Raw genomic sequence first — 23648 nt, forward strand, 5'->3', positions numbered from 1 at the left:
GAAGTGACAGATGTCCTGCTCTTGATGTCGGCTTCGGAAACTCCGAGGAGGATGAACGAGATGGGATTGTTCAAACGGGCTACGGAAATCGTTGAGTCGCAGGTCAACAAGTTCCTAGATCGCGTGGAAGACCCAAACGCGACGTTGGACTTGTCATATGAGAAGATGCTGGATGGTTTGCAACAGGTAAAACGTCATCTGGCGGATGTCGTGACGGAGCAAAAGGCACTCGAGATGCAGATTCAAAGTGCTGAGCGTGAAGTCAAGGAACGCGAGGAAGAAGCTCGTGCGGCGCTCAAGGCAGACCGCGAGGATTTGGCGGCCAAGGCTCTGGAGCGCAAGCAGGCAGCCGTGTCGCGGGTCAGCACATTGCAAGAATCGCATCAGCGGATAACCGAGCAAGTGGAACGTCTGAAAGATGCCGAGAGGAAGTTCCAAGACCGGATTTCTCAGTTTAAGACGACCAAGGAAGTCACGAAGGCGACTTACTCGGCAGCGCAAGCAGAAGTTCGCATCGGTGAGTCGATGTCTGGCATCGGTAAAGAAATCGGCAATGTTGGCGAGACTGTCCGGCGTGCGAATGACAAAGCAGAACAGATGTCTGCTCGCGCACAGGCTATGCAGTCCTTGCAGGACGATGGGATTTTAGACGATGCGATGGACAATCGAGATTCTGTCCAGAAAGAGCTGGATAAAATTCGCAAGGATTCGGCAGTGTCGGAGGAAATGGCTCGCTTAAAGGAAGAAATGAAGGCGAAAAGCGGTAGCTGATGTCTTCCCTGATGTGCTTTCTCAGTGCACTGCTTCGTGAGCAGATAGACTAAGAACAGTGTATAGAGAGAGCTAAGAGAGACTTGGTTTCAGGAAATGTCTAGAGACAGACGAAGCATGAGGCTCCGTCTGTCTCTTTGCAATCGTTGGTTTTCTGGCAGGTGCTGGTTCTTTTTCAGCGTTCTCTTGTAGTTCGCGCGAGTGCGTGCTATAATCTTTGAGTCGCGTGCGTCCGTAGCTTAGTGGATAGAGCGCTGGCCTCCGGAGCCAGAGGTCGGGGGTTCAAATCCCTCCGGACGCGCCACGGAGCGAACATCCTCCGAGATTTCTACATGCCGCAAACAGGGCAACCCGAAAGGGGTGTCCTGTTTGCGTTTATTTTAACTTGATACATTTATCGTGTTGTGCTCATGGGGTCGAATGACCTAGCAACACCGAGTGTGCTACGAGAATACAATAATCCATCACCATGGTTTTGCCGCAACGCGCTGCCTGTTCTGCTGCCGCTTCATGGTATACCCCTTCTTGAGCCCAGAGTACGGGGGCGGAGATGGAGCAGGCGTCGGCAACGACGTCCGGCAGTGCGTCACTCTGGCGAAAGATGTTGATGATATCCATGGCCGAGGGGACGTCTTGAAGCCTTCCATAGGCGCGCAGACCACGCCAAGATTGAAGATGAGGATTGACTGGTATGACTTCGTATCCACGGCGCGCCAACTCGACGCTGATGCTGTAACTTGGGCGGTTAGGGTCGTCAGAAATTCCAACAACGCCAATCCGCTTTGCTTTTTGTAAGATGGTTCTCAACGATTCTTTTGATGGGTTTTCAAACATCTGAAATCGCCTCCGGCCCGAGCATACTCCGCAGAGAATCCAGACACAAGTTGCGAGCCGAAGGCAGTTCTCTTAACCAATGGAGCTGGCGGACGATCCGTACGTACCATGCATGCCATGCATGCCGCCCATAGGGTATCCCATGGAATATCCCATGTGCGGCATGTGATACATCGGCATACCGTGGGCATGAATGGAAGTGGCATCAAAATGGGCGACTGAGGCGTGCTTTCCTACATATATTCCGTCGTCACCTGGGCAGAGCAGGAAGAACAGAACGAAAATAATCAGAAAGACTACGGCCCAACGCGTATACACTCCGAATGCTCCCATGAACTCACTCCTCCTTCGTTGGATAGTTCACAAAATGCTGGGACATCCGCCCCCGGGCACGGGCATTCGCGGAGAAACCGAAGTGAAATCGAACAAAATTCGTTCGCCATATACACGCTGAATAAAAATTCATGTATAATGAATAAAAATTCAAACGAGGAGGTGTCTTGACATGGTGGTGACACCTCCTGTCCGTGCAGGCATTATCGGTGTGACTGGATATTCTGGCACGGAACTGCTGCGCATTTTGTTGCAACATCCGCACCTTGAGGTTACGTATTTGGCCGCTCGCCAAGTCACAGCGGCCACACCAGTAGGCACTCTGCTTCCTTCCTTTGCAGCCTGTTCAGGAACGCTCTTGGTCCATCCCTTTTGCGAGACGGACTGTGTTGACGCTTGTGACGTGGTGTTTGTGGCGTTACCTTCTGGGGTTTCTGGGGATATTGCTCTCTCTCTCTCGAACAAGGGGGTCGTGGTGATCGACCTGTCTGGTGACTTACGTCTACCGAAAGAGGTCTACGAACAGTGGTATCCGCATCGGTCACCGCTCCCTGCAGATCAAGCCCCCCCTGTATACGGCCTCTCAGAGTGGTTTTCCCATGCCGTGACGGGCGCGACTTTGGTCAGCAATCCAGGTTGCTATGCGACTGCCGTGGAATTGGCCTTGTTGCCTATCGTTCAGAGTCCGTGGATGGATGCGCGCCAATCGGTGGTGGTGGATGCGAAGTCGGGCACAACCGGGGCAGGGAAGTCGCCTGCGGCGCACTTGACATTTTCCGAGATGACGGAGAACTTTCGCGCGTATCGTGTAGGCCGTCATCAGCATCTCCCGGAAATTGAACAGACGTTGACTCAACTCACTGGTAAGTCCGTTTCCATCTGTATGACAACACAGTTGTTGCCAGTCGCTCGTGGGATCTTCGCAACTTGCTACGTGCCGCTTGTCGGTCCGGTGTCAGACTTGGAACTTCGGACTCTTTACGAGGATGCTTACCGAGAGACAGTCTTCGTGTCTATGCTTCCGCCTGGAAGCTGGCCCGACCTGCATTCCGTCCGAGGCACGAATCAGTGTCTTCTCAGTATCCATGTCGATGCGCGCAACAACATGTTGCAGGTGTTCAGCGTGATCGACAATTTGCAAAAAGGTGCAGCGGGGCAGGCCGTGCAAAATTGCAACCGAATCTTCGGTTGGCCGGAAATCAGTGGACTGTCTGTTATTGCGTCCGCTCTGTAGGAGGTGACGTTGTGCCGGGAGTTGTTGTCAAAGTTGGAGGGTCACTTCAGGGGAATGGCGAAGCCCTTATGGCGGCGCTTGTGCGTCTGTGGCAAGAAGGTGTACCGCTCGTCGTGGTTCACGGTGGAGGACCACGGATTAGCGAAGCTTTGGAGTCTGCAGGTATCTCGCTCTCTTTTGCCGATGGATTGAGGCGGACGACGCCGGAAGCTATGTCGATTGTCGATGCGACACTTGGAACGACGGTCAATATCGAGTGGGTCAATGCCTTACGTGCGGCACGTCTACCCGCGATTTCTGTGCATGGCGCGAAAACTGGCCTGTTTTTAGCGGAATCCGCGCATTCAGACCGGACTGGCGAGACGGTGCGAGCCAATACTCGCGCATTAGACGGGCCGCTGTCGCGGCGAGAAATCCCAGTGGTCGCTCCGATTGCGAAGAATGGTCGTGGTGAACGCATGAATGTCAATGCGGATATTGCGGCCAGCGCACTTGCAGGGGGAATCTCGGCAGAGCGATTAGTATTCTGCACGGATGTTTCTGGCATTTATGCGGACTGGCCGCAGGGAGAGATGCTCACCGAGATGGATTTCGATGAGCTCGAACAGCGACGGCGGAACCGAGAATTCACTGGGGGCATGGTTCCTAAAGTGGATGCTGTGCTCCATGCGCTCGCAGCAGGCGTTTCGTGTTGTTATGTCGTGGATGGTTGGAATTCAGACAGCGTAGCGTGGGCGGTGCTAGGCGACTCATGCAGTCGGCAGGAGGTAGCTTTAGGAACGCGAGTGAAGGGACGTGTGCATTCGTGACAGAGAGACTGGAACAACCAACCATCGAGAAGGAAGATGTGTTGTTCAAGAATTATGGGACACACAGGCTGTCCATGGTTCGTGGCGATGGAGTCTGGCTCTATGACGATAAAGGCAGCAGGTATTTAGATTTTACGGCGGGAATTGCGGTGTGTAGTCTCGGCCACGCCCACCCGGCGGTAACGGAAGCCATCGTTCGCCAAGCGCAGACCTTGATTCACTGTTCAAATTTGTACGGGGTTCCTGCTCAACTGCGGGTCGCCAAGAAATTGACGGAGGAGAGTGGGCTGGGACGTGTACTCTTTTGTAACTCGGGAGCGGAAGCAAACGAAGGAGCGCTGAAGTTGGCCCGTCGTTATGGAACGCGCATTCGAGCAGACAAGACGAAGCTGATATCGCTCCCCGGTGCATTCCACGGGCGCACGTTTGGTGCTTTATCGGTCACTCCGAAACCAGCTTATCAGGCTGGCTTTTTGCCGCTCTTGCCGGACTGTGCGTCTCCGCCTTCCTTGGCCGACGTATTGCAGGAAATTGACGCACGGACCGCCGCGTGTATCGTCGAAGTTATACAGGGTGAGGGCGGGGTGCACCCGATTCCCGTGTCTTTTCTTCGAGACCTGCAAGCAAAGCTGCGAGAGCATCAAGCTCTGCTTATCGTCGATGAAGTTCAGACGGGAATTGGTAGAACGGGAGAAATGTTTGCATTTTTGCAAGCATCTCTTCAACCAGACATCCTGACTTTAGCGAAAGGGCTTGGTAATGGTGTGCCAGTTGGTGCCATAGTTGCTCGCCAAGAGGTTGCGGACGTGTTTGATGCGGGTTCGCACGGAACGACGTTTGGCGGGAATCCTCTCGCGATGGCGGTTGTCGAAGCAGTGTTGGAAGTTGTCTCGGAACCAGCATTTCTAAAGCATGTCCGCGAACTAGGGGAAGTTTTGCGGGCAGCTTTGGAGGAACGTTTCACGAACGTGACAGGACGAGGTTTGATGTGGGGGTTTGATGTACCAATCGATGCAAAAGAGTTCGTTCGCTTGGCAGAAGAGAACGGGTGTCTGCTGACGGCCGTGGGGCCAACGCGGGTGCGTGCGGTTCCGCCTCTTATCTTAGATAAGCAGCATGTGGATGAATTCGCACGGTGCATGGACTCCATCTTGGCTCTCCCGCAGGTAACAGTACCTGCTCGGCGACAGTAGAAATAGAGACACGCAAAGATTCAGGAAAGCCTCTGCCGAAGGAACGGAGCAGCAGTGGCACTGTACGTTCAAATCGAGCTAAGGCAGACATGAGAGGTCTCTGTTTGCCTTAGCATAAAATTTCGCTCTGATTAAAAATTATGCGCATCGGAGGAGCTTCGAGATGGGATGAGTTTAGGGCAATTCCGCTGTAAAGGCACGATAAATGGCGAAGCAGCCGCGGTTCAAGAAGTTTGCACGTACTCCAGTTCTTTTATTTGAGAGTGAATTGATGTATAATAAACCATCGCTACTTCGTCACAATGATCGAATTTTTTGCAGTAAATGCAGTCTTTCCAGACTTTGTGCGGAAGCTCGTCTTTCTTCACTGTTTGAAAACTTAATTTTTCGAAAAAGGTGGTTTGGTAGGTCAGGGAAAGAACTTGGGCAATTCCCATCTGCTCTGCTTGTTGCGTTAGCTGCCGGACGATGAGTCGGCCAATTCCGCGCCCATGCTGTTCCGCGTCTACCGCTAGTGAACGAATTTCCGCTAAATCCTTCCAAAGGATATGCAATCCAGCGACACCTAATATTTTGTCACCCTCGGCTGCGACGGTGAAACAGTGCAGATGTTCGTACAAAGATTTTGCGGTTCGTGGCAGCATCAGTCCTTGGTTGGCGAATGTCTGAATCAAAGATTGCATGGCGTCCACATCGCGGACGGTGGCTTTGCGTATTTCCATGACGAGTCTCCCCTTTCCTGCTTGACGTAGTTATATCACGATGTAGTATTTATATGCAAGATAACGTATATTATTTCATCATAACAAAGGAAGTGAATGAGAATGCACTTGAACGCATGGACCACAAAAGTGAATCAAGAACAGGATGCGTGTGGCATTTTTGCAAGAATTGAAAAGACGGGTGTGGCCAAACGCGAAGTCGTTGTGGCCGGTGTTCAGGCGCTGTCTGCCATGCGTCATCGCGCCGGTTACGTCGCCGGCGAGGGAGACGGATGTGGCCTCCAGATGGACGTGCCAAAAGCGCTTTGGCAGAGTCGACTCGCGAGCGCTGGAGTCAATCCTGAGTTGGTCGACCATCCGTCGTTTTTCGTCGGACATCTCTTTCTACAACGGGAAAATCACGCAGCTTCCGAAGCTGCCATTCGCTCTATTTTTGCAAAACACCAGTTGACCCTATTGGTGGTTCAGACGGATGGGGTGAATTCCGCTGCGCTGGGAGCTTCGGCCGGATTGGAGAAGCCCGTCTTCTGGCAGGTTGCTGGAATTGTTGCGTTTGATGGAAACGGGATCGACCCGCTGTATGCTGCTCTCACCGAATTGGAGAAGATGGATGGGGTTCACGTCGCGTCTTTAAGCAAGGACTCGGTGGTCTACAAGGTGGTTGGAGACGACCAAACTCTCTATAATTACCACAAAGATTTGCAAGATTCGAGAATTGCAAGCTCTTTTGTGATGGCTCATACGCGATACTCTACCAATACGTCCACCTCGTTCGCACGCGTCCAGCCGTTCTCGCTGCTCGGCCACAATGGAGAAATTAACACGATTTCTCGCTTTTATTCGGAGGCACACATGATTGGAGTGCCGCTGTCCTCTGAAAGCAGTGACTCACAGATGATTGACCGGGTCTTGCAAGGCCTCCTTGCGGAACGTGGTTGGTCGCTTATGGAAGCAATGGAACTCGTGTTTCCGCCGATCCTGCACGAAATCAAGAGCATGCCATCCGACCTCTCGGACCTCTACATGTTCTTTCGAGCTCTCTGGGGACCGTTTGCGCAAGGTCCGGCTGGCGTTCTTGCCCGCTACGGTGATGAAGTCGTCGTGTCGGTTGATGCGCTCGGACTGCGACCCCTGTGGTGGATGGAGACGGCATCGTATTTTGCCGTCGCTTCCGAGCAGGGCATTGTTCCACTGAGAGAGTGGGTTGCTTCTCCGAAAGCGCTGGCGCCTGGTGAAAAACTCGCGGTAACCTTGGGGAATGAGCCGAAATTTTGGACCTATCAAGAGATGCAGCAAGAAGTCTTGCGCCGCGTCTCGCTGCGCTATGCCATCCACGGGGAGCGGCGAACGCTGCGCTTTCCCGGATTGCTGACCCGAGAGCACAGCGTGATGCATCCGCACCGCGACAGTCGCCCTTTTTCGGCGCGAGCTGCGGCGTTCGGATTTCGAGAAGAGGACTTTAAGATGCTGGAGTTTGAGATGCATACGGGTGTTGAACCCATCAAATCGCTCGGTTTTGACAGCCCGATTGCAGCTTTTGCGGAGGGCATTCATTCCGTTGCAGATTTTCTTCAAGAGACTGTGGCCGTGGTGACGAATCCGGCCATTGACCGGGAACGAGAAGTGGAACATTTCAGTACGAGGTCTATCGTTGGTTGCCGACCATCGTTTGACCTTAAGAAATCAAATAGCCCTCGTTTGGAAGTTCAATCGCCGCTGCTGCTCGAAGAGTTACCGGAGTACACTGCGGTCGATGGGGCTGCCATTCAAGCTACAGCGCACAAGCTGGGAACGCTCCTCTATGAGGATGTTCTCGACCAATTGCACACGTCGCAAGAGGCCACTGTGGAATTGCTCATTCATCGCCATCCAGAGGAGTCGATTGAGGCGTCTCTCGCGCGCATCTCTGCAGAGGCTGTAGAGGCCGTTTCACGCGGTGCGCATCTGATTGTGCTGGATGACCGTTTGCAATTTCGGAGAGGTGCTTTTGTCGATCCGCTCCTCGTCCTTGCCTCGGTCCACAAAGCGTTGCTTTGTCCGCAACCGAACGGGCGAGAGCATTTGCGCCGACAGACAGGGTTAGTGCTCCGTAGCGGCGTACTGCGCAACTTGCACGATTTGGTCATTGCGTTTGGGCTTGGGGCGGATGCTTTAGTACCGTATCTCATGTGGGAGTTTGTCGCCGATAAAGGCGGGTTGCCCGCTTTGGAGAACCTCTACAAAGCACTGGACAAGGGTCTGGAAAAAGTCATTTCGACGCTTGGTATTCATGAATTGCGAGGGTACGAGCGGCTCTTTTCGGGTATTGGACTGTCCCCCGAGATTGCTGAAATCCTTGGCGTACCGAATTTTTGTGGCAGTTCCAGTAGTGGATTTTCGTTTTCTCATCTCGAGGAGGAAGCGGCCGTGCGGCAAGAGCGATACTCTGCGGATAAGGATCGAGCGATGCCGCGCAACAAATCATTCCAACTTTATCCCCGGATTTGGAAATCTGCGGGACGAGTGGCCAGTGGCGAAGTGGACTATCAAAGCTATGTGGAAAAGCTTGAGGAATTGGAGCAAAGCCAACCCATCTCGCTTCGGCATAGTCTCGATTTTGTGCGAGCAGAGACGAGGTTGTCCAAGTCGTGCGTCGATACTTCGGTGGACATTCACTCCCATCCACTGGTCATTTCTTCGATGTCTTTCGGTTCTCAGGGAGAGACGGCGTTTCGCGCCTATGCGGAAGCGGCGTATCGGTTGAATGTGGTCTGCGTGAACGGTGAAGGCGGGGAAATTAAAGACATGTTGCACAAGTATCCTCGTCATCGCGGTCGGCAGATTGCTTCCGGACGATTTGGGGTCAATGCAGAATTGTGCAACGACGCGTATCTGCTGGAAATCAAAATTGGTCAGGGAGCAAAACCTGGGGAAGGCGGCCATCTACCGGGATCAAAAGTGACGGCACAGGTGGCGGCTGCCCGCAATGCGGCGCTCGGAGTGGACCTGATTTCCCCCTCCAACAATCACGATATTTATTCTATCGAGGACCTGGCACAAGTGATTTACGAACTTAAGCAGGTCAACCCGGATGCCAAGGTGGCAGTCAAAGTCCCGGTTGTCCCAAATATAGGAACAATCGCAGTCGGCATTGTTAAAGCAGGAGCGGATATTGTTACGCTGTCTGGATTTGATGGCGGCACGGGGGCGGCTCGGGCTCATGCCATCCATCATGTTGGATTGCCCATGGAAATTGGCGTGCGTTTGGCGCACGATGCTTTGTCTGCATCGGGCCTTCGAGACGTTGCAGAGATATGGGCGGACGGAGGATTGAAGTCTGGTGCGGATGCCATGAAGGCTATTCTGCTCGGGGCCAACCGCGTGGGATTTGGAACGATGGCCATGGTTGCGATTGGCTGTACGTCCTGTCGCGCTTGCCACAAAGACACCTGTCATGTGGGCATTGCCACGCAGATGACGGACTTGGCTGAAGCGCATGAAAAAGGTCTCACGGCATTCTCTCCACGAGAATTTGAAGACTCGGTTCAAAAATTGGTGCGCTTTTTTTCCGCTGTTGGCGAGCACATTGCCGAGTTAACGGCAGCGCTCGGGGCGACGCGCACTCAGGACTTAGTCGGTCGGCGAGATTTGCTTCAAGCTCGCGCTGGAATCTCTCAAGTCGATGCGGCTTGGTTGACGAAGTACGCAGAGTCTTCGAAAGGCCGCGGCACGACCATCCAATTCCGTTCCGCAGATTGGGATGAGGTCTCCCTCGTCGGTGATGCAACTGGCACCTTTGGGGTGTCCGGCGTGTCCGAAGATGTCCAAAACTCTGCCAGAAGTTCTGGAACATCTGCCACGGTGTCTCTGTCTGCGGGCGCGTCTTCTTCGCTTGCAGTGCGGGATAGAGGAAGAGCAGCAGGCGCGCGTGAGAGTGGTTTGGCTGTTCGCCAGCGCGCACAAGGAGCATCCGCACTCTTGGAATCGACGTCCGTGGCTGGTGCAGGCTTTGCAGCATTCAGCACGGAGGGAATGGTTCACGTGGCGCGCGGTGGAGCGGGGGACGGCGTGGGAAAAGGTGCCCTCGGTGGACGCATCACAGTGCTCAAAGACCGGTGTGCCGATGGAGTCTGGCGCGGTGGCAGTGTGGGCAAGGGGCTGGCGTATGGCGCCCAGCGTGGCATGTTCCTCATTCAAGGAGACGCAGATGCGCGCGCTGGCATTCGGCTTTCAGGAGCAGACGTGGTGATTGGCGGCACACTGCGTTCTGTCGGAAAGGGAGCATTTCTCAGCACAACCGCCAATGTGAAAGGATTCGCCTTTGAGTACATGACCAATGGGCGCGCTTTAGTTTTGGGAGATCCCGGTCCTTGGATATGTTCCGGGATGACTGGCGGTTCGGTCTACTTGCGGATGGATGCAGAGTTGGGTCTCACCGAAGATGCGATTCGTCGACGCATTGCCAAGGGAGCGAAGGTGCGTCTCTCCTATTTGGATGGTCGTGGAGAGGACGATGTTCGCGAACTACTCGAAGCGTATGTGCGAGAATTGCGTCGGAGCGGTCAGTGGGAAGAGGCGGCAGACTCCACAGACTTGCTGCTGCGCCCAGCGGACCACTTCATGATGATTCGACCCGGGTCGGATATTACGGACCAAGATATCGCGACAGAGTGACGGATGCGCTCGGCAAGCGCCTGTCGAGGCGTTGGCACATGAGACTGCGGCCACAGACTGACAAACGCCATGGGTGTTTGCGGACTGTGTCCTTTTTTTAATGGGTCTTATTTTCTTGTTGATAAATATACATATTGATGTATAATAATTCGAGTAACGATGGTTTGCAGTCAGGACGCTAATGGATGCTTACCTGCTGCGACGCGAAGAAAGAGGGGAACATTGATGAGCGTGTGGCCAATGACTGGTCTGGTTGGACGCGGAACGAAGTCCATTGTTCCGCTGGGCCGCGGTTACTTGTCGGTGCGGTTGCAAACTGCCTTGTTTGAAGCTCATCGCAGCCTGCGTGGACGCGATTTACTCGATTTTTCCGATTATCAAGGCGAGGAATTGAGACGGCTGCTGGGACTCTCCCTCGTTCTCAAGGAAGCTCATCAGACTGGATTTACTCACCAGTTGCTGGCCAATAAAACACTCGCGATGATTTTTGACAAGGCCTCGACGCGAACGCGCATCTCCTTTGAGGTCGGCATGCTTCAACTCGGCGGTCACGCTGTGTTCTTACCTGGTGAGTCTACGCAGATGTCGCGCGGGGAACCGATTTCTGACACTGCTCAGGTGCTGTCTCGCTATGTGGATGGAATTATGATACGCACCTACGCTCATGCATCCGTGGAGGAACTTGCTCGGCATGCTTCAGTCCCAGTCATCAATGGCTTGACGGACGAACATCATCCTTGCCAAGTTCTTGCTGACGCCTTGACCATCCACGAGCAGTTCGGGACGGTCAGTGGCTTGACCGTCGCGTATGTGGGAGACGGCAACAATATGGCTCACTCTTGGCTGCAATTGGCTCCGAAACTCGGGATGAACATCCGCATTGCATCCCCGAAAGAATATTTGCCATTGCCAGAGATTGTTGAGCAAGCTAAGAGAGATGCAATCTTTCACGGAACACAGGTCCTTGTGACCACAGATGCAGGGCGCGCAGTGGATGGGGCAGACGTCGTCTATACCGACGTCTGGGCGAGCATGGGAGATGAAGCGGAAGCGGAAGACCGAAAAGAACGCTTCGCCCCTTACCAAGTCAATGCCGAATTGGTAGCGGGAGCGCATCCGAATTTTCGCTTTCTACATTGTCTTCCAGCGCATCGTGGAGAAGAAGTGACGGCTGAGGTGATTGATGGACCTCACTCCGTGGTGTTTGATCAGGCAGAGAATCGGATGCATGCACAGAAGGCCATTATCGCCGCGTTGATGGCAGATGCGGGCGCATTTGGGGAGGAATCAGAATGGCAGAAAAATTAGTACTCGCATATTCCGGAGGCTTGGACACCTCGGTGGCCATCGCCTGGCTCAAAGAACAATACGGCTATGACGTCATTGCCATGTGTGTGGATGTTGGTGAAGGTGTTAATTTAGATTTTGTACAGCAAAAAGCTCTGAAAGTTGGTGCCATAAAGTCGTACTGCATCCATGGCGTCGATGCATTTGCCGAGGAGTTCATCCTGCCGGCGCTGAAGGCGGGAGCCATGTATGAAGGGAAATATCCACTCGCTTCCGCTTTATCGCGACCGCTCATTTCACAATACCTCTGCGAGGTGGCCAAAGCAGAAGGAGCCACAGCGGTCGCGCATGGTTGCACGGGCAAAGGAAACGACCAAGTTCGGTTTGAAGTATCCGTTCAGGCATTGAACCCTGATTTGAAAGTCGTGGCGCCGGTGCGGGAATGGGGATTTCATCGGGATGAAGAAATAGCTTTTGCTGAACAGCACGGTATTCCCGTGCCCGTCACGGTCGATAGTCCATACTCAATTGATGCTAATCTCTGGGGCAGGGCAATTGAATGCGGTGTGTTGGAAGACCCATGGGCGTCTGTACCAGAAGAGGCATTTCTTTGGACGAAGTCGCCAATGGAGGCTCCGGCCACGCCTTCGGAAGTTGTGGTTTCATTTGAAAGCGGGAAACCGGTGGCGTTGAACGGCGTGTCGCTTTCACTCGTTTCTCTGATTCATCAATTAAACGAATTGGCAGGTGCACATGGTGTCGGGCGGATTGATTGCGTCGAAAACCGACTTGTGGGCATTAAGTCTCGGGAGGTTTACGAGGCACCAGCTGCGATTGCCTTACTCGCTGCAAAGAAAGAGTTGGAAGCGCTGACTCTCACGCGGGAAGTGTCCGAGTTTAAAGCAATGGTTGAATTGCATTACCATAAACTGATTTACAATGGGCTGTGGTTTTCACCGCTGCGCACAGCTTTAGATGCTTTTGTCGAAGAGACTCAGCAACATGTGACGGGAGATGTGCGGTTGCAATTCTACAAAGGGTCGATTCAAGCTACAGGTCGGCGCTCCCAGTACTCTCTTTATCGTCACGACCTTGCGACCTATTCGGTCGGGGACACGTTTGACCACCAATCAGCCGTGGGTTTCATCTCACTCTGGGGGATGTCAACACGTATTCATGCCGCGCTGCACACCGAGGCGAAAGACTCACAATTCGCGAAAGAATTTCATCAAGGATGGTCTGTTCTTGATATCCTGGACACCAAGGACGGAGGTGAGTGGCCTGTGAAAGAGGAACATCAAGATGCTAGAGACGAGGCGTCGGGGACGATGTCGCAGGCCAGTGATGAAGATTCTGTGGCTGTCTGGAGTGAGGGAGGACTGCCCGCGTGACGAAATTATGGGGCGGTCGATTCACCGAAGCCACCATCGCCGAAGTGGATGCGTTCACTGCGAGCATCGGGTTTGATGCTCGTCTGGCTGTCGCCGACATTCGAGGTAGCATTGCCCATGCGCGAATGTTGGGCCAGGCTGGCATTATACCGGATCGAGATGCGGAGGAAATTGTTCTTGGCCTAGAAGAGATGCTCGGCGAAGCGACTGAGGGAACCTTGAAATTTCGCGTTGAAGATGAAGACATTCATATGAATGTCGAGCGATTGTTGACGGAGCGGATTGGGGCTGTGGCTGGTAAGTTGCATACTGCGAGAAGTCGAAATGACCAGGTGGCTACCTCTATGCACTTGTTTATGCGCTCTGCCGTATGGGAGGTAGTTCAAGAAATTAGAGCGTTGCAAGTCACACTGGTGGAGCAGGCAGAGCGGTATATCGATGTCATCATCCCTGGCTACACGCACTTGCAACGAGCACAGCCAGTCCTGCTCGCGCATCATCTTCTCGCCTATTTTTGGATGTTGGAGCGAGACGCAGACCGCATGGAATCGACTTTGCAGCGAATGAATGTGCTGCCTCTCGGAGCTGGAGCTTTGGCGGGGACAACTTTTCCGATTCGACGTGAGTTGGTGGCGGCGGAATTGGAGTTTGACGGACTCTATCAAAATTCGTTGGATGCGGTCTCGAATCGAGACTATCTTTTGGAGTTTTTGTCTAACGCCAGCATTTGTATGATGCATTTGTCGCGTTTTTCGGAAGAATTAGTCCTTTGGTCGAGCGAAGAATTTGGGTATATCGAGTTGGCAGACCGATATTGTACCGGGTCGAGTATGATGCCTCAGAAGAAAAATCCGGACGTTCCCGAACTCGTTCGTGGTAAAACCGGGAGGGTCTATGGGCATCTTATCGCTTTGTTGACTGTGATGAAAGGGTTACCGCTCGCCTACAACAAGGATTTGCAGGAAGACAAAGAAGGAGTATTTGATACCTTGGATACGCTTCTTCCCGCCCTGCGCATCTTTCGAGGAATGATTTCCACATGGACCGTCCACTCAGAACGGTTGCAGACTGCGTTTGACAAAGATTTTTCAGCGGCAACCGATTTGGCGGATGAATTAGCTCGGCGTGGACTGCCGTTTCGCCAAGCCCATGCGGTGGTCGGTCAACTGGTGCAGAAGGCACTCTCCAGAGGGATTGGTTTGGCAGACTTGTCGGTAGAGGATTTTCGCGAACTTTCTCCTCTTTTTGACGAACGCGTCCACGACCTATTGCAATTGAGGCATGTCGTGGACTCTCGGAGTGCGGTGGGTGGTACAGCGACTTGTGCAGTGGTTCAGCAATTGGCTGCAGCCAAGCAGTCGTCGGCATTTGTAAGCTCAAGCGAAAGGAGTTAGTCGCAGTGGGACGAGCAGGGCAGAGACGGACCATCGTGCAAAAGTACGGAGGAACTTCGGTCGGTTCCGTCGAGCGAGTGGAGCGGGTAGCGGATCGCATTGCCGAAACCGTGAGGAATGGCCACCGGGTGGCTGTGGTCGTATCGGCAATGGGCCATAGCACCGATGCACTGGTGGATTTGGCTAAGCAAATTATGCCGATTCCAGTGCCGCGAGAACTTGACGCACTGCTTGCAACGGGTGAACAGGTGTCCGCGGCACTGCTTGCGATGGCACTCTGTAAGCGCGGGATGCACGGGGTGTCTCTGACCGGATGGCAGGTTCCCTTGTTGACGGATGAAGTGCATGGAGCGGCGCACATCGACAGAATTGTTGGTCATCGCATCGAGACTCTGCTCGAAGCGGGAGACGTTCCGGTTTTATGCGGGTTTCAAGGAATAGCGAGTGGCGACGTGACGACGCTCGGGCGAGGTGGGTCAGATACCACTGCCGTCGCCTTGGCTGCTCATTTGCGAGCGGACGTTTGTGAAATCTACACCGATGTGCGCGGCGTCTTTACAACAGACCCGCGGGTAGTTTCGGATGCCCGCAAATTGCCATGTGTTCTGTACGATGAAATGCTTGAATTGGCAGGACTGGGTGCGCAGGTGCTGCATCCTCGCGCCGTCGAGGTTGCAAAGCACTTTGGCGTTCCATTAGTCGTGAAATCGACTTTTGAATCCGATGGAGGGACGGAAATCGTGTCGGAAATAGAAGATGATGGGAGCCGTATTGAGGGACGAGAATCGGTAACGGGCATTGCTTTTTTGCGAGATGTTGCGAAAGTAGTGGTAGTGTCTTTGCCGCTCGAGAAGCACGGCTTGGCCGTCATTTTTGGGGCCTTGGCGAGCGAGCGCATTAATGTCGACGTCATCGTCCAAAGTGTTGTCACCGAGTCGGATATTGATTTGTCGTTCACGGTTCAGGAAGACGATGCTCTGCGAACGCTCAACCTTGTGCAGTATCTGCAAGACCGTCTTGGATTTCGTGATGTGGTTCTCGAAACAGGCCTTGGCAAAGTCTCGATAGTGGGTGCTGGGATGATCAGCAACCCAGGGGTGGCGGCGGAGATGTTCGGCTATTTGGCCGATGCGTCCATCCCTATTCGGATGGTGAGTACGTCTGAAATCAAGGTGTCTTGCATCATTGCCGCGGACTTGGTAGACACTGCAGTTCAAGCACTCCACGCCTCGTTCTTCACTGCGATTGAAACTGCTCTCTAATCTGGCTTACAATATAAAAAGAAGCGAAGCAACTTTCGTAAGAGTGCTTGGTTGGTGTCTGTGTGAAGTGATACCAGCAGTTCTTGCCTGTTGAGTCTGCGTCCGTCCGTTCATCCAGCAGAACGGCACGTGTTCGTGAAAATTGAGCTTGTGCGGAGGTGCGTCTGTGGAGAAAACAGAGTCAATGTGCATGGTTCACGTGGATGGACAGCCTGTCGAAGTCAGTCCATCCGCGAACGTACTCGCGGCAGTTCTGAAGACCGGAGAAGACCTTCCCCATGTCTGCTATCATCCGGTTTTGGGCCCAATTGAGACGTGCGATACGTGTATTGTCGAAGTCGACGGAAATTTGGTCCGTGCTTGCGCCACGCCGATTCAAGAGGGAATGACGGTACGCACGAAGTCGGTGGCATCTCGATTTGCGCGCAAAGAGGCGATGGATCGCATTCTGCACAACCATGAGCTCTATTGTACGGTTTGCGACAACAACAACCAAAATTGCGTCGTTCACAATACGGTCATGTCGATGGGCATCGAACATCAGAAGTATCCCTTCGAAGAGAAGCCGTATGAAAAAGACTTTTCCAATCCCTTCTATCGTTACGATCCCGGTCAATGCATTTTGTGCGGACGCTGTGTGGAGGCCTGTCAAAATCTTCAGGTCAGTGAGGTGTTGTCCATTGACTGGTCCAGAGAGAATCCGCGCGTCATCTGGGACAATGATGTCCCCATCAACGAGTCGTCCTGCGTTAGTTGCGGTCATTGTGTCACCGTTTGTCCATGCAATGCGCTCATGGAGACGCACATGTTGGGAGAGGCCGGTTATTTGACGGGTATCGAAGAGGGCACGCTCTCGAAGATGATTGAGTTGACGAAAGTGGTCGAGCCCGGTTATGGGCCCATTTTTGCGGTGTCGGAGATGGAAGCCACGCTTCGCAAAGATCGCATTCAGAAGACCAAGACGGTCTGTACATACTGCGGCGTGGGTTGTTCCTTTGATGTGTGGACAAAAGGTCGTCAAATTCTCAAGGTGGAGCCTCAAATCGAGGCGCCAGCCAATTCGATTTCGACTTGCGTGAAAGGTAAATTTGGGTGGGATTTTGTCAACTCCGAGGAGCGCCTGACGACGCCACTGATTCGCCGTGGAAACGAATTTCATCCAGCTACATGGGAGGAAGCCCTTTCCTATGCAGCAGAACGATTGCTCGCCATACGCGATGAACACGGCCCAGACAGCATCGGTTACATTTCGTCTTCAAAGTGCACCAACGAAGAGAACTATTTGATGCAAAAGCTGGCGCGTGCCGTGATGGGGACCAACAACATCGACAACTGTTCGCGGTACTGTCAAGCTCCAGCAACAGAAGGATTGCGAAGAACGATGGGACTGGGGGGAGACACCGGATCGATGACCGATTTGGCAAAAGCCGAACTCGTCATCATTATTGGAGCCAATCCAGCAGAGTCCCACCCGGTACTCTCGACTCGATTGAGGCGAGCTAAGAAAAAATTTGGACAGAAGTTAATCGTGGCTGACCTGCGCAAGAATGACATGGCCAATCGTGCCGACCTCTTTTTGCATCCACGGCCAGGGACGGATTTTGTTTGGCTACAAGCGGTGACAAAGTACTTGTTAGACAGCGGATATGCGGATTCTGAATTTGTGCGTGAACGGACGACCGGATTGGAAGATTACCAGTCATCTCTAGAGCGTTACACGCTTGAGTTTGCCATTGAGATGACGGGTTTGACGCGAGAAGAGTTAATTCGCACTGCGGACATGATTCGGGCGGCGAATTCCGTCTGCATTGCCTGGGCAATGGGGGTTACGCAACATCTTGGTGGCAGTGAAACGTCGACCGCGATTTGCAATCTTCTTTTGGTGACTGGCAACGCTGGTCGGGAAGGAACGGGTGCGTATCCACTGCGTGGGCATAACAATGTTCAAGGCGCAGGCGATTTTGGTTGTGCACCAGTCTATTTGCCGGGTTATGAGCGGATTGATGATGCTGCTGTTCGCGCACGGTATGAGGCGGCATGGGGGGTGCATCTACCGACCAACCCAGGATTGGACAATCATCAAATGGTGGATGCAATTCATAAGGGGACCTTAAAAGCGATGTACCTGTTTGGAGAAGACATGGCGCTGGTCGACTCAAATGCGAACTATGTGCATGATGCGTTCACCAAGCTCGAATTCTTCATCGTGCAAGATGTCTTTTTCAGCAAAACTGCTCAGTACGCAGATGTGATTTTCCCAGCAAGCCCAAGTCTTGAGAAAGAAGGTACTTTCACGAGCACAGAGCGTCGCATTCAGCGTTTGTATCAGGTGCTCAATCCGCTCGGCCAGTCAAAGCCGGATTGGATGATTTTGATGGAACTTGCAAATCGTTTGGGGGCGAATTGGACTTACACGCATCCGCAGGAAATTTTCGAGGAGGCAGTTTCTCTCACGGAGTTGATGCGCGGTGCTACGTATGAGCGGTTGGAGGGTTACAAAAGCCTTCAATGGCCCGTATTTGAAGATGGCACGGATAGCCCACTCCTCTATAAGGAGTCCTTTTCCAAACCGGATGGTAAAGCTGTGCTCTATCCAGTGGAGTGGAAGAGGCCGATTGAAATGCCGGACTCGTACGATTTGCATTTGAACAATGGGCGTATGTTGGAGCATTTTCACGAGGGCAACATGACCTATCGAGTGCCTGGGCTCGAGCAGAAGGTACCCTCGACTTATGTGGAAATCTCGCGGGAATTGGCGGCTATGCGGGGAATTACCGATGGCGCGCTGGTTCGCCTGGTGTCGCCCTACGGGAAAATCAAGGTGCGTGCCGTTGTCACCCATCGTGTTCAAGGCAAGGAATTGTATCTGCCAATGAATACGTCGCGGGACGAAGAGGCTGTGAACTATCTGACCAGTAGTTATCATGACTCTGTAACGCACACGCCAGCTTATAAAGAAACAAGCGTGTGGATGGAAGTTTTAGAAACGGACGGCGAGTCTCCGATGAAGAAAGGAAATTTTCGCCTAGGTCACCCTAATCCGCAACCTGGTGTCCGCGTGGAGTTAAAATGGTCGCGACCAGACTATGTGGACCTTCTTCAATCCTGAGAAGAGGCACAGCGGTGAAAGTCGCCGCTGTGCCAAGGACCGGACTTTTCTGCGAATTCATTTTGGCTATGTAATGCACTATGGATTCAGGTAAACTAGAGAATGGCTTAGGCGAACGCTGACTTGGCTTGCGTAGGGTCAGCGGTTGGATTCTCAGGGGAGGAGTGTATGTATGGCACAAGCGACAACGACCATTGCGACGAACGAACCATCGCTGCAAGAGCAACAAGCAGAGATGATGGAGCAGTTGTTCGATGTTCTGATGCAAAACTCTGAAGGAATTTCTACAGGTGCGGTACTGCTTCAAGAGTTGCATGAGAAAGGCTTGCTCGACTTATTGGTAGGGTTAGTTCGCCAAGGTAATGACATTGTCCGCATCGTTGTGGAACTGCTTACGAAAGAAGAGTACATGAACAGTGTCAAGAAAGTTGTTGGGACAGTACAAGGGCTTTCTGAGGTGAATTCGGAAAGCTTGGCGGCGGCGATGAAGAGTGTCATTCGCTTGCTTCAGGAACTTTCCGACAAAGGCTTATTGGATTTTGTCGTGGGACTTTTAGAGCATGGTAACGACATCGTCAAAGCTACCTTGGATATCGCGGCGAAAGCGGCACAGTCCAAGTCGATTCAAACTCTTTTAGCAGTGATGGAGGACGTTGGGTCGCTCGATGCAGAAGCGCTCGGCAAGACGTTCAAAGGCGTGTCCGCTGGTCTTGCTAAGATGACGGAAACCGCGCCCACGAATCGGCCAATGGGGTTTTTTGAACTGTTGCGCATGATGAAAGACCCGGACGTCAGTGCTGCTTTGCAAAGTGGCTTCGCTTTCCTCAAAGGTATGGGGCAGGCTTTACGCCAGACGGGAGAAAGAAACTAGGTGAGCCATCATGAGGCCTGTCGACGGCGCACGTTCGGTAAGGGATTTACCCGGTCGGACGGCGGCAAACATTTGGCGATATGAAGCAGGCAAAATGTCGGTCATCCGCGACGAAATTGCCACGGAATACGCGCTGACCATCCTTGTGAATGACCGCGAATTGGCCACGATGGTTTGTACACCTGACCATATGGACGAACTCATCTTGGGCTTTTTGGCTTCCGAAGGTGTGATTCGCAATTACGGTCAAATTGAATCGATGGACATCAGCACGTACCGCGGCGTAGTTCGCGTCAAGACGAAGCACGACTTGAACATCAATCAAGACTTTTATAACAAACGGTATATCGGTTCTTGCTGCGGGAAGAGCCGACAGTCGTTTTACTTTTTTAACGATGCTCAAACGGCTAAGTTTGTCGAGGATGAGACGAAAATTTCCCCAGCGGAAATTTTTCAGTCGATGGACGCGATGGACGCAGAAGCGTGCTTGTTTCATGCCACAGGTGGAGTGCACATTGCTTGCCTGTGTCAGGCTGGGAAGCAGCAGGCAGCGAGATTGGATATTGGCAGACACAACGCGCTCGACAAACTGTACGGCTACATGATGATGGGAGATAGAACGCCTTCTGGATTAGCCGTTGCATTCAGTGGCAGAATCTCCTCGGAAGTCCTTCTCAAAGTGGCGAAAATGGGGATTGGCATCGTACTTTCTCGCAGCGCGCCCACGGCACTGGCTCTTCAGATGGCCGAGGAACTCAACATCACAACGGTGGGGTTTGTGCGCAATACGTCGTTCAATGTCTACACCCATTCGTGGCGTGTTGAACAGTCTTGTTCTTGACGAGATGGACTTCATATGGGCTATAGGGTATGTTTACGAATATCGTATTTTTTCGAAACTGCATAGTACACGTCGCATGACTGGCGGAAGTGGAATGACCACAGGGGAGTGCGATGGAGATTTCTTTGCCGACCGCCTGGGCACCTTTATCGCGTTTTGGGGTGATTCAGGCGGTTTGTTGTTGTCGATTCCTTCGAAACCAACGGATGGAAATGAGGAGAATGTATGATGAAGATTTTAGTAACAGACGGTATTTCACAGTTAGGTGTCGAGAAGCTTCAGAAATTGGAAGATGTCGAGGTGGTCGTCCGCAACGACCTGTCCACGGAGCAACTCCTTGCGGAAGTGGCTGATTGTGATGCGCTTCTGGTTCGCTCGCAAACGAAGGTTCAGGAAACCGTGTTTGCGGCGGCCAAGCGCTTAAAAGTGGTTGGACGAGCTGGCGTGGGTGTGGATAACATCGACGTTGCTGCGGCGACTCGTCACGGAGTAGTGGTTCTCAATGCTCCCGATGGCAACACCATTTCTGCCGCGGAGCATACGTTTGCGATGATGATCGCTTTGGCTAGGCACATTCCCCAAGCGAACGCCACCGTTCAAGGCGGAGGTTGGGACCGCAAGCGGTTTGTGGGAGTAGAGTTGCAAGACAAGACGCTGGCGGTCCTTGGCATGGGACGCATTGGTTCGGAGGTAGCGAAACGTGCGCGGGTGTTCGGTATGCGAGTACTTGGGTACGATCCGTTTTTGACAGCGGATCGCGCAAAGTCATTGGGAGTAGAACAAAAGTCACTGGAGGATGCGATTGCGGAAGCGGACTTCATCACCGTGCACACTCCACTGACGAAAGAGACGCATCATCTGCTGTCTGCGGCAGCCTTTGCTACCATGAAACCTGGGGTACGCATCATCAACTGTGCGCGCGGTGGCATCATCGATGAGACCGCTTTAGCGGCTGCATTGGACGCTGGCACGGTGGCGGGCGCAGCGCTGGATGTGTTTGAACACGAGCCAGTTGAATCGACGCACCCTCTGGTCGGCCGCTCCAATGTCATTCTGACGCCGCATTTAGGGGCTTCAACGGTGGAAGCACAAGTGAACGTTGCCATCGACGTGGCCGAAGAGGTTGGGCGCGTTCTCTTGGGGCTCCCTTTTCGCAATGCCGTCAATCTCCCTTCGCTCAGTGCGGAACAGACCCAAGAATTGTCGCCCTACTTCTCACTGGCAGAGCAACTCGGCCGATTTGCGGCGCAACTTGCCACTGGTGCACCCGATGATGTGGAGATTGTGTATAGTGGGGGATTAGCCCATCAAGACGCGTCCTTTCTTACAAGAACCGTGATTAAAGGATTGTTGTGGTATCGCTATCAAGATGAAGTCAACTATGTGAATGCTCCGTTGATGGCAGACTCGCTCGGCATTCGAGTGCGGGAGGTTCGCGAAGCGAAGGGAAAAGTGTTCACCAATTTGATTTCTCTCAAACTCGCACATGGAAGCGGGACAGTGCGTGTTGCAGGTACGCTCTACAACGGTTTTGGACCACGGATTGTCGAAGTTGATGGATATGCTGTCGATGCGCCTATTGAGGGCAGTATGTTGTTTACTCGACATACGGACCAACCCGGAATGATTGGACGAATGGGAACCATTCTTGGTGATGCGGGTATCAACATTGCTGGTATGCAAGTGGGACGCCGCGAAAGTGGGGGCGAGGCCATTATGATTTTAAGTGTCGACAAACCGATACCCAAGGAATTGCTCGCTGAATTGACAGCGGTGGGCGGCATTCGCGTTGCGCGAGGGATTGATTTGTAAAGTAGAGGAGACGAGTCGTCATGACCATGGAGAGAGTAGACAACTTTGGCGCAGGTCCGGCCGCTTTGCCGCTAGAAGTTCTTCAGCTTGCGCAGCAGGAGTTGTTGTCGTATCGACATCAGGGACTATCTATTTTAGAAATGTCTCATCGGGATGCACTATTTGACGAGATTCATCAGGGGGCGGTTTCTGCGTTTCGCCGTTTGATGAACGTCTCATCCGAGTATGAGGTGCTCTTTCTGCAAGGTGGTGCAAGCCTCCAGTTTGCCGCGATACCCATGAATTTTTTGACGAAGGAAACGGTCGGCGCGTACGTGCTCACTGGGTCGTGGTCGGAAAAAGCGTTGGCTGAGGCGAGCACTGTGGGAAAAACCCGAGTCGTCTGTTCGACAGCGGAGGGTCACTATCGCTCCATTCCCGAGATTTCAGACGTTGTTGCACAGGCGGAGGATGCATACGTTCACCTCACGACAAATAACACGATTTTTGGAACACAGTGGAAGCTGCTTCCCGAAAATGTCGGCAAGCCGTTGATAGCAGATGCCTCCAGCGACATCCTCTCACGACCTTTGCCGGTCGACAATTTTCATCTTGTCTACGCGGGTGCGCAAAAGAATCTGGGTCCTTCTGGACTAACTGTAGTCGTGATCCGCCGAGATTGGCTGGCAAGTGCCAATGACTCGTTGCCCGTCATGCTTCGCTACGCGACTCATGTGAAGCACGATTCTCGATACAACACACCTCCGACGTTTGCCGTCTACCTTTTAAAATTGGTCCTGGAGTGGACAGAAAAAATAGGCGGAGTGGCAGAAATGGAGCTGCGGAGCCGGGCTAAGTCGGACGCTATCTATAGCGTGATGGATGAGTTTCCGAATATCTATGAAGGGCATGCGGTGACGTCAGCGAGATCCACCATGAATGTCACGTTTCGGTTCTCGTCTGAGGAGTTGACTCAGAGATTTTTGGAAGGAGCTTCGGAGCGACACTTTGTGGGATTGGCGGGGCATCGTTCTGTCGGTGGATGCCGTGCTTCGCTCTACAATGCGGTACCGTTAGAGTCAGCCTATCGATTGGCTGATTACATGCGTTCGTTTGCACGATCTCACAGCCGTTAAAGCGATAGCGGACGTTT

The 23648-nt window shown here is 52.9% G+C and carries 17 protein-coding genes, 1 tRNA gene and 1 riboswitch; of the genes, 15 read left to right on the top strand and 3 right to left on the bottom strand.

From position 1 onward, the window contains the following. The first annotated feature begins 60 nt into the window (after positions 1-60). Both M4I36_RS08940 and M4I36_RS08945 read left to right on the top strand, forming a co-directional pair. A complete protein-coding gene (locus M4I36_RS08940) occupies positions 61-771 on the top strand; it encodes a PspA/IM30 family protein (protein ID WP_258111377.1) in 711 nt (236 codons plus the stop codon). A gap of 228 nt (positions 772-999) precedes the next feature. After that, positions 1000-1075 (top strand) — tRNA-Arg (locus M4I36_RS08945). Positions 1076-1179: 104 nt separating this feature from the next. Here M4I36_RS08945 and M4I36_RS08950 read toward each other — a convergent pair. Then, entirely contained in the window at positions 1180-1605 is a 426-nt protein-coding gene (locus tag M4I36_RS08950) for a CoA-binding protein (protein WP_258111378.1), read from the bottom strand. Between the two features lie 72 nt (positions 1606-1677). Continuing rightward, entirely contained in the window at positions 1678-1881 is a 204-nt protein-coding gene (locus M4I36_RS08955; protein ID WP_308661182.1) for a hypothetical protein, read from the bottom strand. A gap of 229 nt (positions 1882-2110) precedes the next feature. Here M4I36_RS08955 and argC point away from each other — a divergent pair, with 229 nt between their 5' ends. The 3 genes from argC to M4I36_RS08970 are packed head-to-tail and all read left to right on the top strand — an operon-like array spanning position 2111 to position 5174. Then, positions 2111-3172 (top strand): N-acetyl-gamma-glutamyl-phosphate reductase, encoded by a 1062-nt coding sequence (gene argC, locus M4I36_RS08960; RefSeq protein WP_258111380.1) that lies wholly within the window; start codon positions 2111-2113, stop codon positions 3170-3172. Positions 3173-3183: 11 nt separating this feature from the next. Beyond that, positions 3184-3981: an acetylglutamate kinase gene (gene argB, locus M4I36_RS08965; protein ID WP_258111381.1), complete on the top strand. Its 798-nt coding sequence runs from the start codon at positions 3184-3186 to the stop codon at positions 3979-3981. Then, positions 3978-5174, top strand: a complete 1197-nt coding sequence (locus tag M4I36_RS08970) for an aspartate aminotransferase family protein (protein ID WP_258111382.1) — start codon at positions 3978-3980, stop codon at positions 5172-5174. The genes argB and M4I36_RS08970 overlap by 4 nt, the downstream gene beginning before the upstream one ends. A gap of 224 nt (positions 5175-5398) precedes the next feature. On the opposite strand, the gene M4I36_RS08975 is transcribed toward M4I36_RS08970, so the two are convergent. After that, complete coding sequence (locus M4I36_RS08975) at positions 5399-5896, bottom strand: N-acetyltransferase (RefSeq protein ID WP_258111383.1); 498 nt, start codon at positions 5894-5896, stop codon at positions 5399-5401. Positions 5897-5992: 96 nt separating this feature from the next. Here M4I36_RS08975 and M4I36_RS08980 point away from each other — a divergent pair, with 96 nt between their 5' ends. The 10 genes from M4I36_RS08980 (at position 5993) to serC (ending at position 23631) form a co-directional block, all read left to right on the top strand. Continuing rightward, positions 5993-10549, top strand: a complete 4557-nt coding sequence (locus tag M4I36_RS08980; protein ID WP_374985848.1) for a glutamate synthase-related protein — start codon at positions 5993-5995, stop codon at positions 10547-10549. A 225-nt stretch (positions 10550-10774) separates the two neighbouring features. Continuing rightward, a complete protein-coding gene (argF, locus tag M4I36_RS08985) occupies positions 10775-11857 on the top strand; it encodes an ornithine carbamoyltransferase (protein WP_258111385.1) in 1083 nt (360 codons plus the stop codon). Continuing rightward, a complete protein-coding gene (locus M4I36_RS08990) occupies positions 11842-13227 on the top strand; it encodes an argininosuccinate synthase (RefSeq protein WP_308661160.1) in 1386 nt (461 codons plus the stop codon). Before argF ends, M4I36_RS08990 begins: the two co-directional genes overlap by 16 nt. Continuing rightward, positions 13224-14621: an argininosuccinate lyase gene (gene argH, locus M4I36_RS08995; RefSeq protein WP_258111386.1), complete on the top strand. Its 1398-nt coding sequence runs from the start codon at positions 13224-13226 to the stop codon at positions 14619-14621. The genes M4I36_RS08990 and argH overlap by 4 nt, the downstream gene beginning before the upstream one ends. A gap of 5 nt (positions 14622-14626) precedes the next feature. Continuing rightward, positions 14627-15883, top strand: a complete 1257-nt coding sequence (locus M4I36_RS09000) for an aspartate kinase (RefSeq protein WP_258111387.1) — start codon at positions 14627-14629, stop codon at positions 15881-15883. Positions 15884-16067: 184 nt separating this feature from the next. Further along, the gene (gene fdhF / locus M4I36_RS09005; protein WP_258111539.1) at positions 16068-18992 is read left to right on the top strand and encodes a formate dehydrogenase subunit alpha; all 2925 of its coding nucleotides are present in this window, start codon (positions 16068-16070) and stop codon (positions 18990-18992) included. Between the two features lie 172 nt (positions 18993-19164). Beyond that, positions 19165-19863 carry a helical membrane plugin domain-containing protein gene (locus M4I36_RS09010; RefSeq protein WP_258111388.1) on the top strand — a complete coding sequence of 233 codons (699 nt, stop codon included), beginning with the start codon at positions 19165-19167 and terminating at the stop codon, positions 19861-19863. A gap of 10 nt (positions 19864-19873) precedes the next feature. Next, positions 19874-20704: a formate dehydrogenase accessory sulfurtransferase FdhD gene (gene fdhD / locus M4I36_RS09015; RefSeq protein WP_258111389.1), complete on the top strand. Its 831-nt coding sequence runs from the start codon at positions 19874-19876 to the stop codon at positions 20702-20704. 66 nt (positions 20705-20770) lie between these two features. Continuing rightward, positions 20771-20853: riboswitch (ZMP/ZTP riboswitch) on the top strand. Positions 20854-20929: 76 nt separating this feature from the next. Next, positions 20930-22516, top strand: a complete 1587-nt coding sequence (gene serA / locus M4I36_RS09020; RefSeq protein ID WP_258111390.1) for a phosphoglycerate dehydrogenase — start codon at positions 20930-20932, stop codon at positions 22514-22516. 26 nt (positions 22517-22542) lie between these two features. Next, positions 22543-23631: a 3-phosphoserine/phosphohydroxythreonine transaminase gene (gene serC, locus M4I36_RS09025; protein WP_258111540.1), complete on the top strand. Its 1089-nt coding sequence runs from the start codon at positions 22543-22545 to the stop codon at positions 23629-23631. The last annotated feature ends 17 nt before the right edge of the window (positions 23632-23648 follow it).

It is taken from the genome of Alicyclobacillus sp. SP_1 (assembly GCF_024706985.1).
Lineage (GTDB): Bacteria > Bacillota > Bacilli > Alicyclobacillales > Alicyclobacillaceae > Alicyclobacillus_I.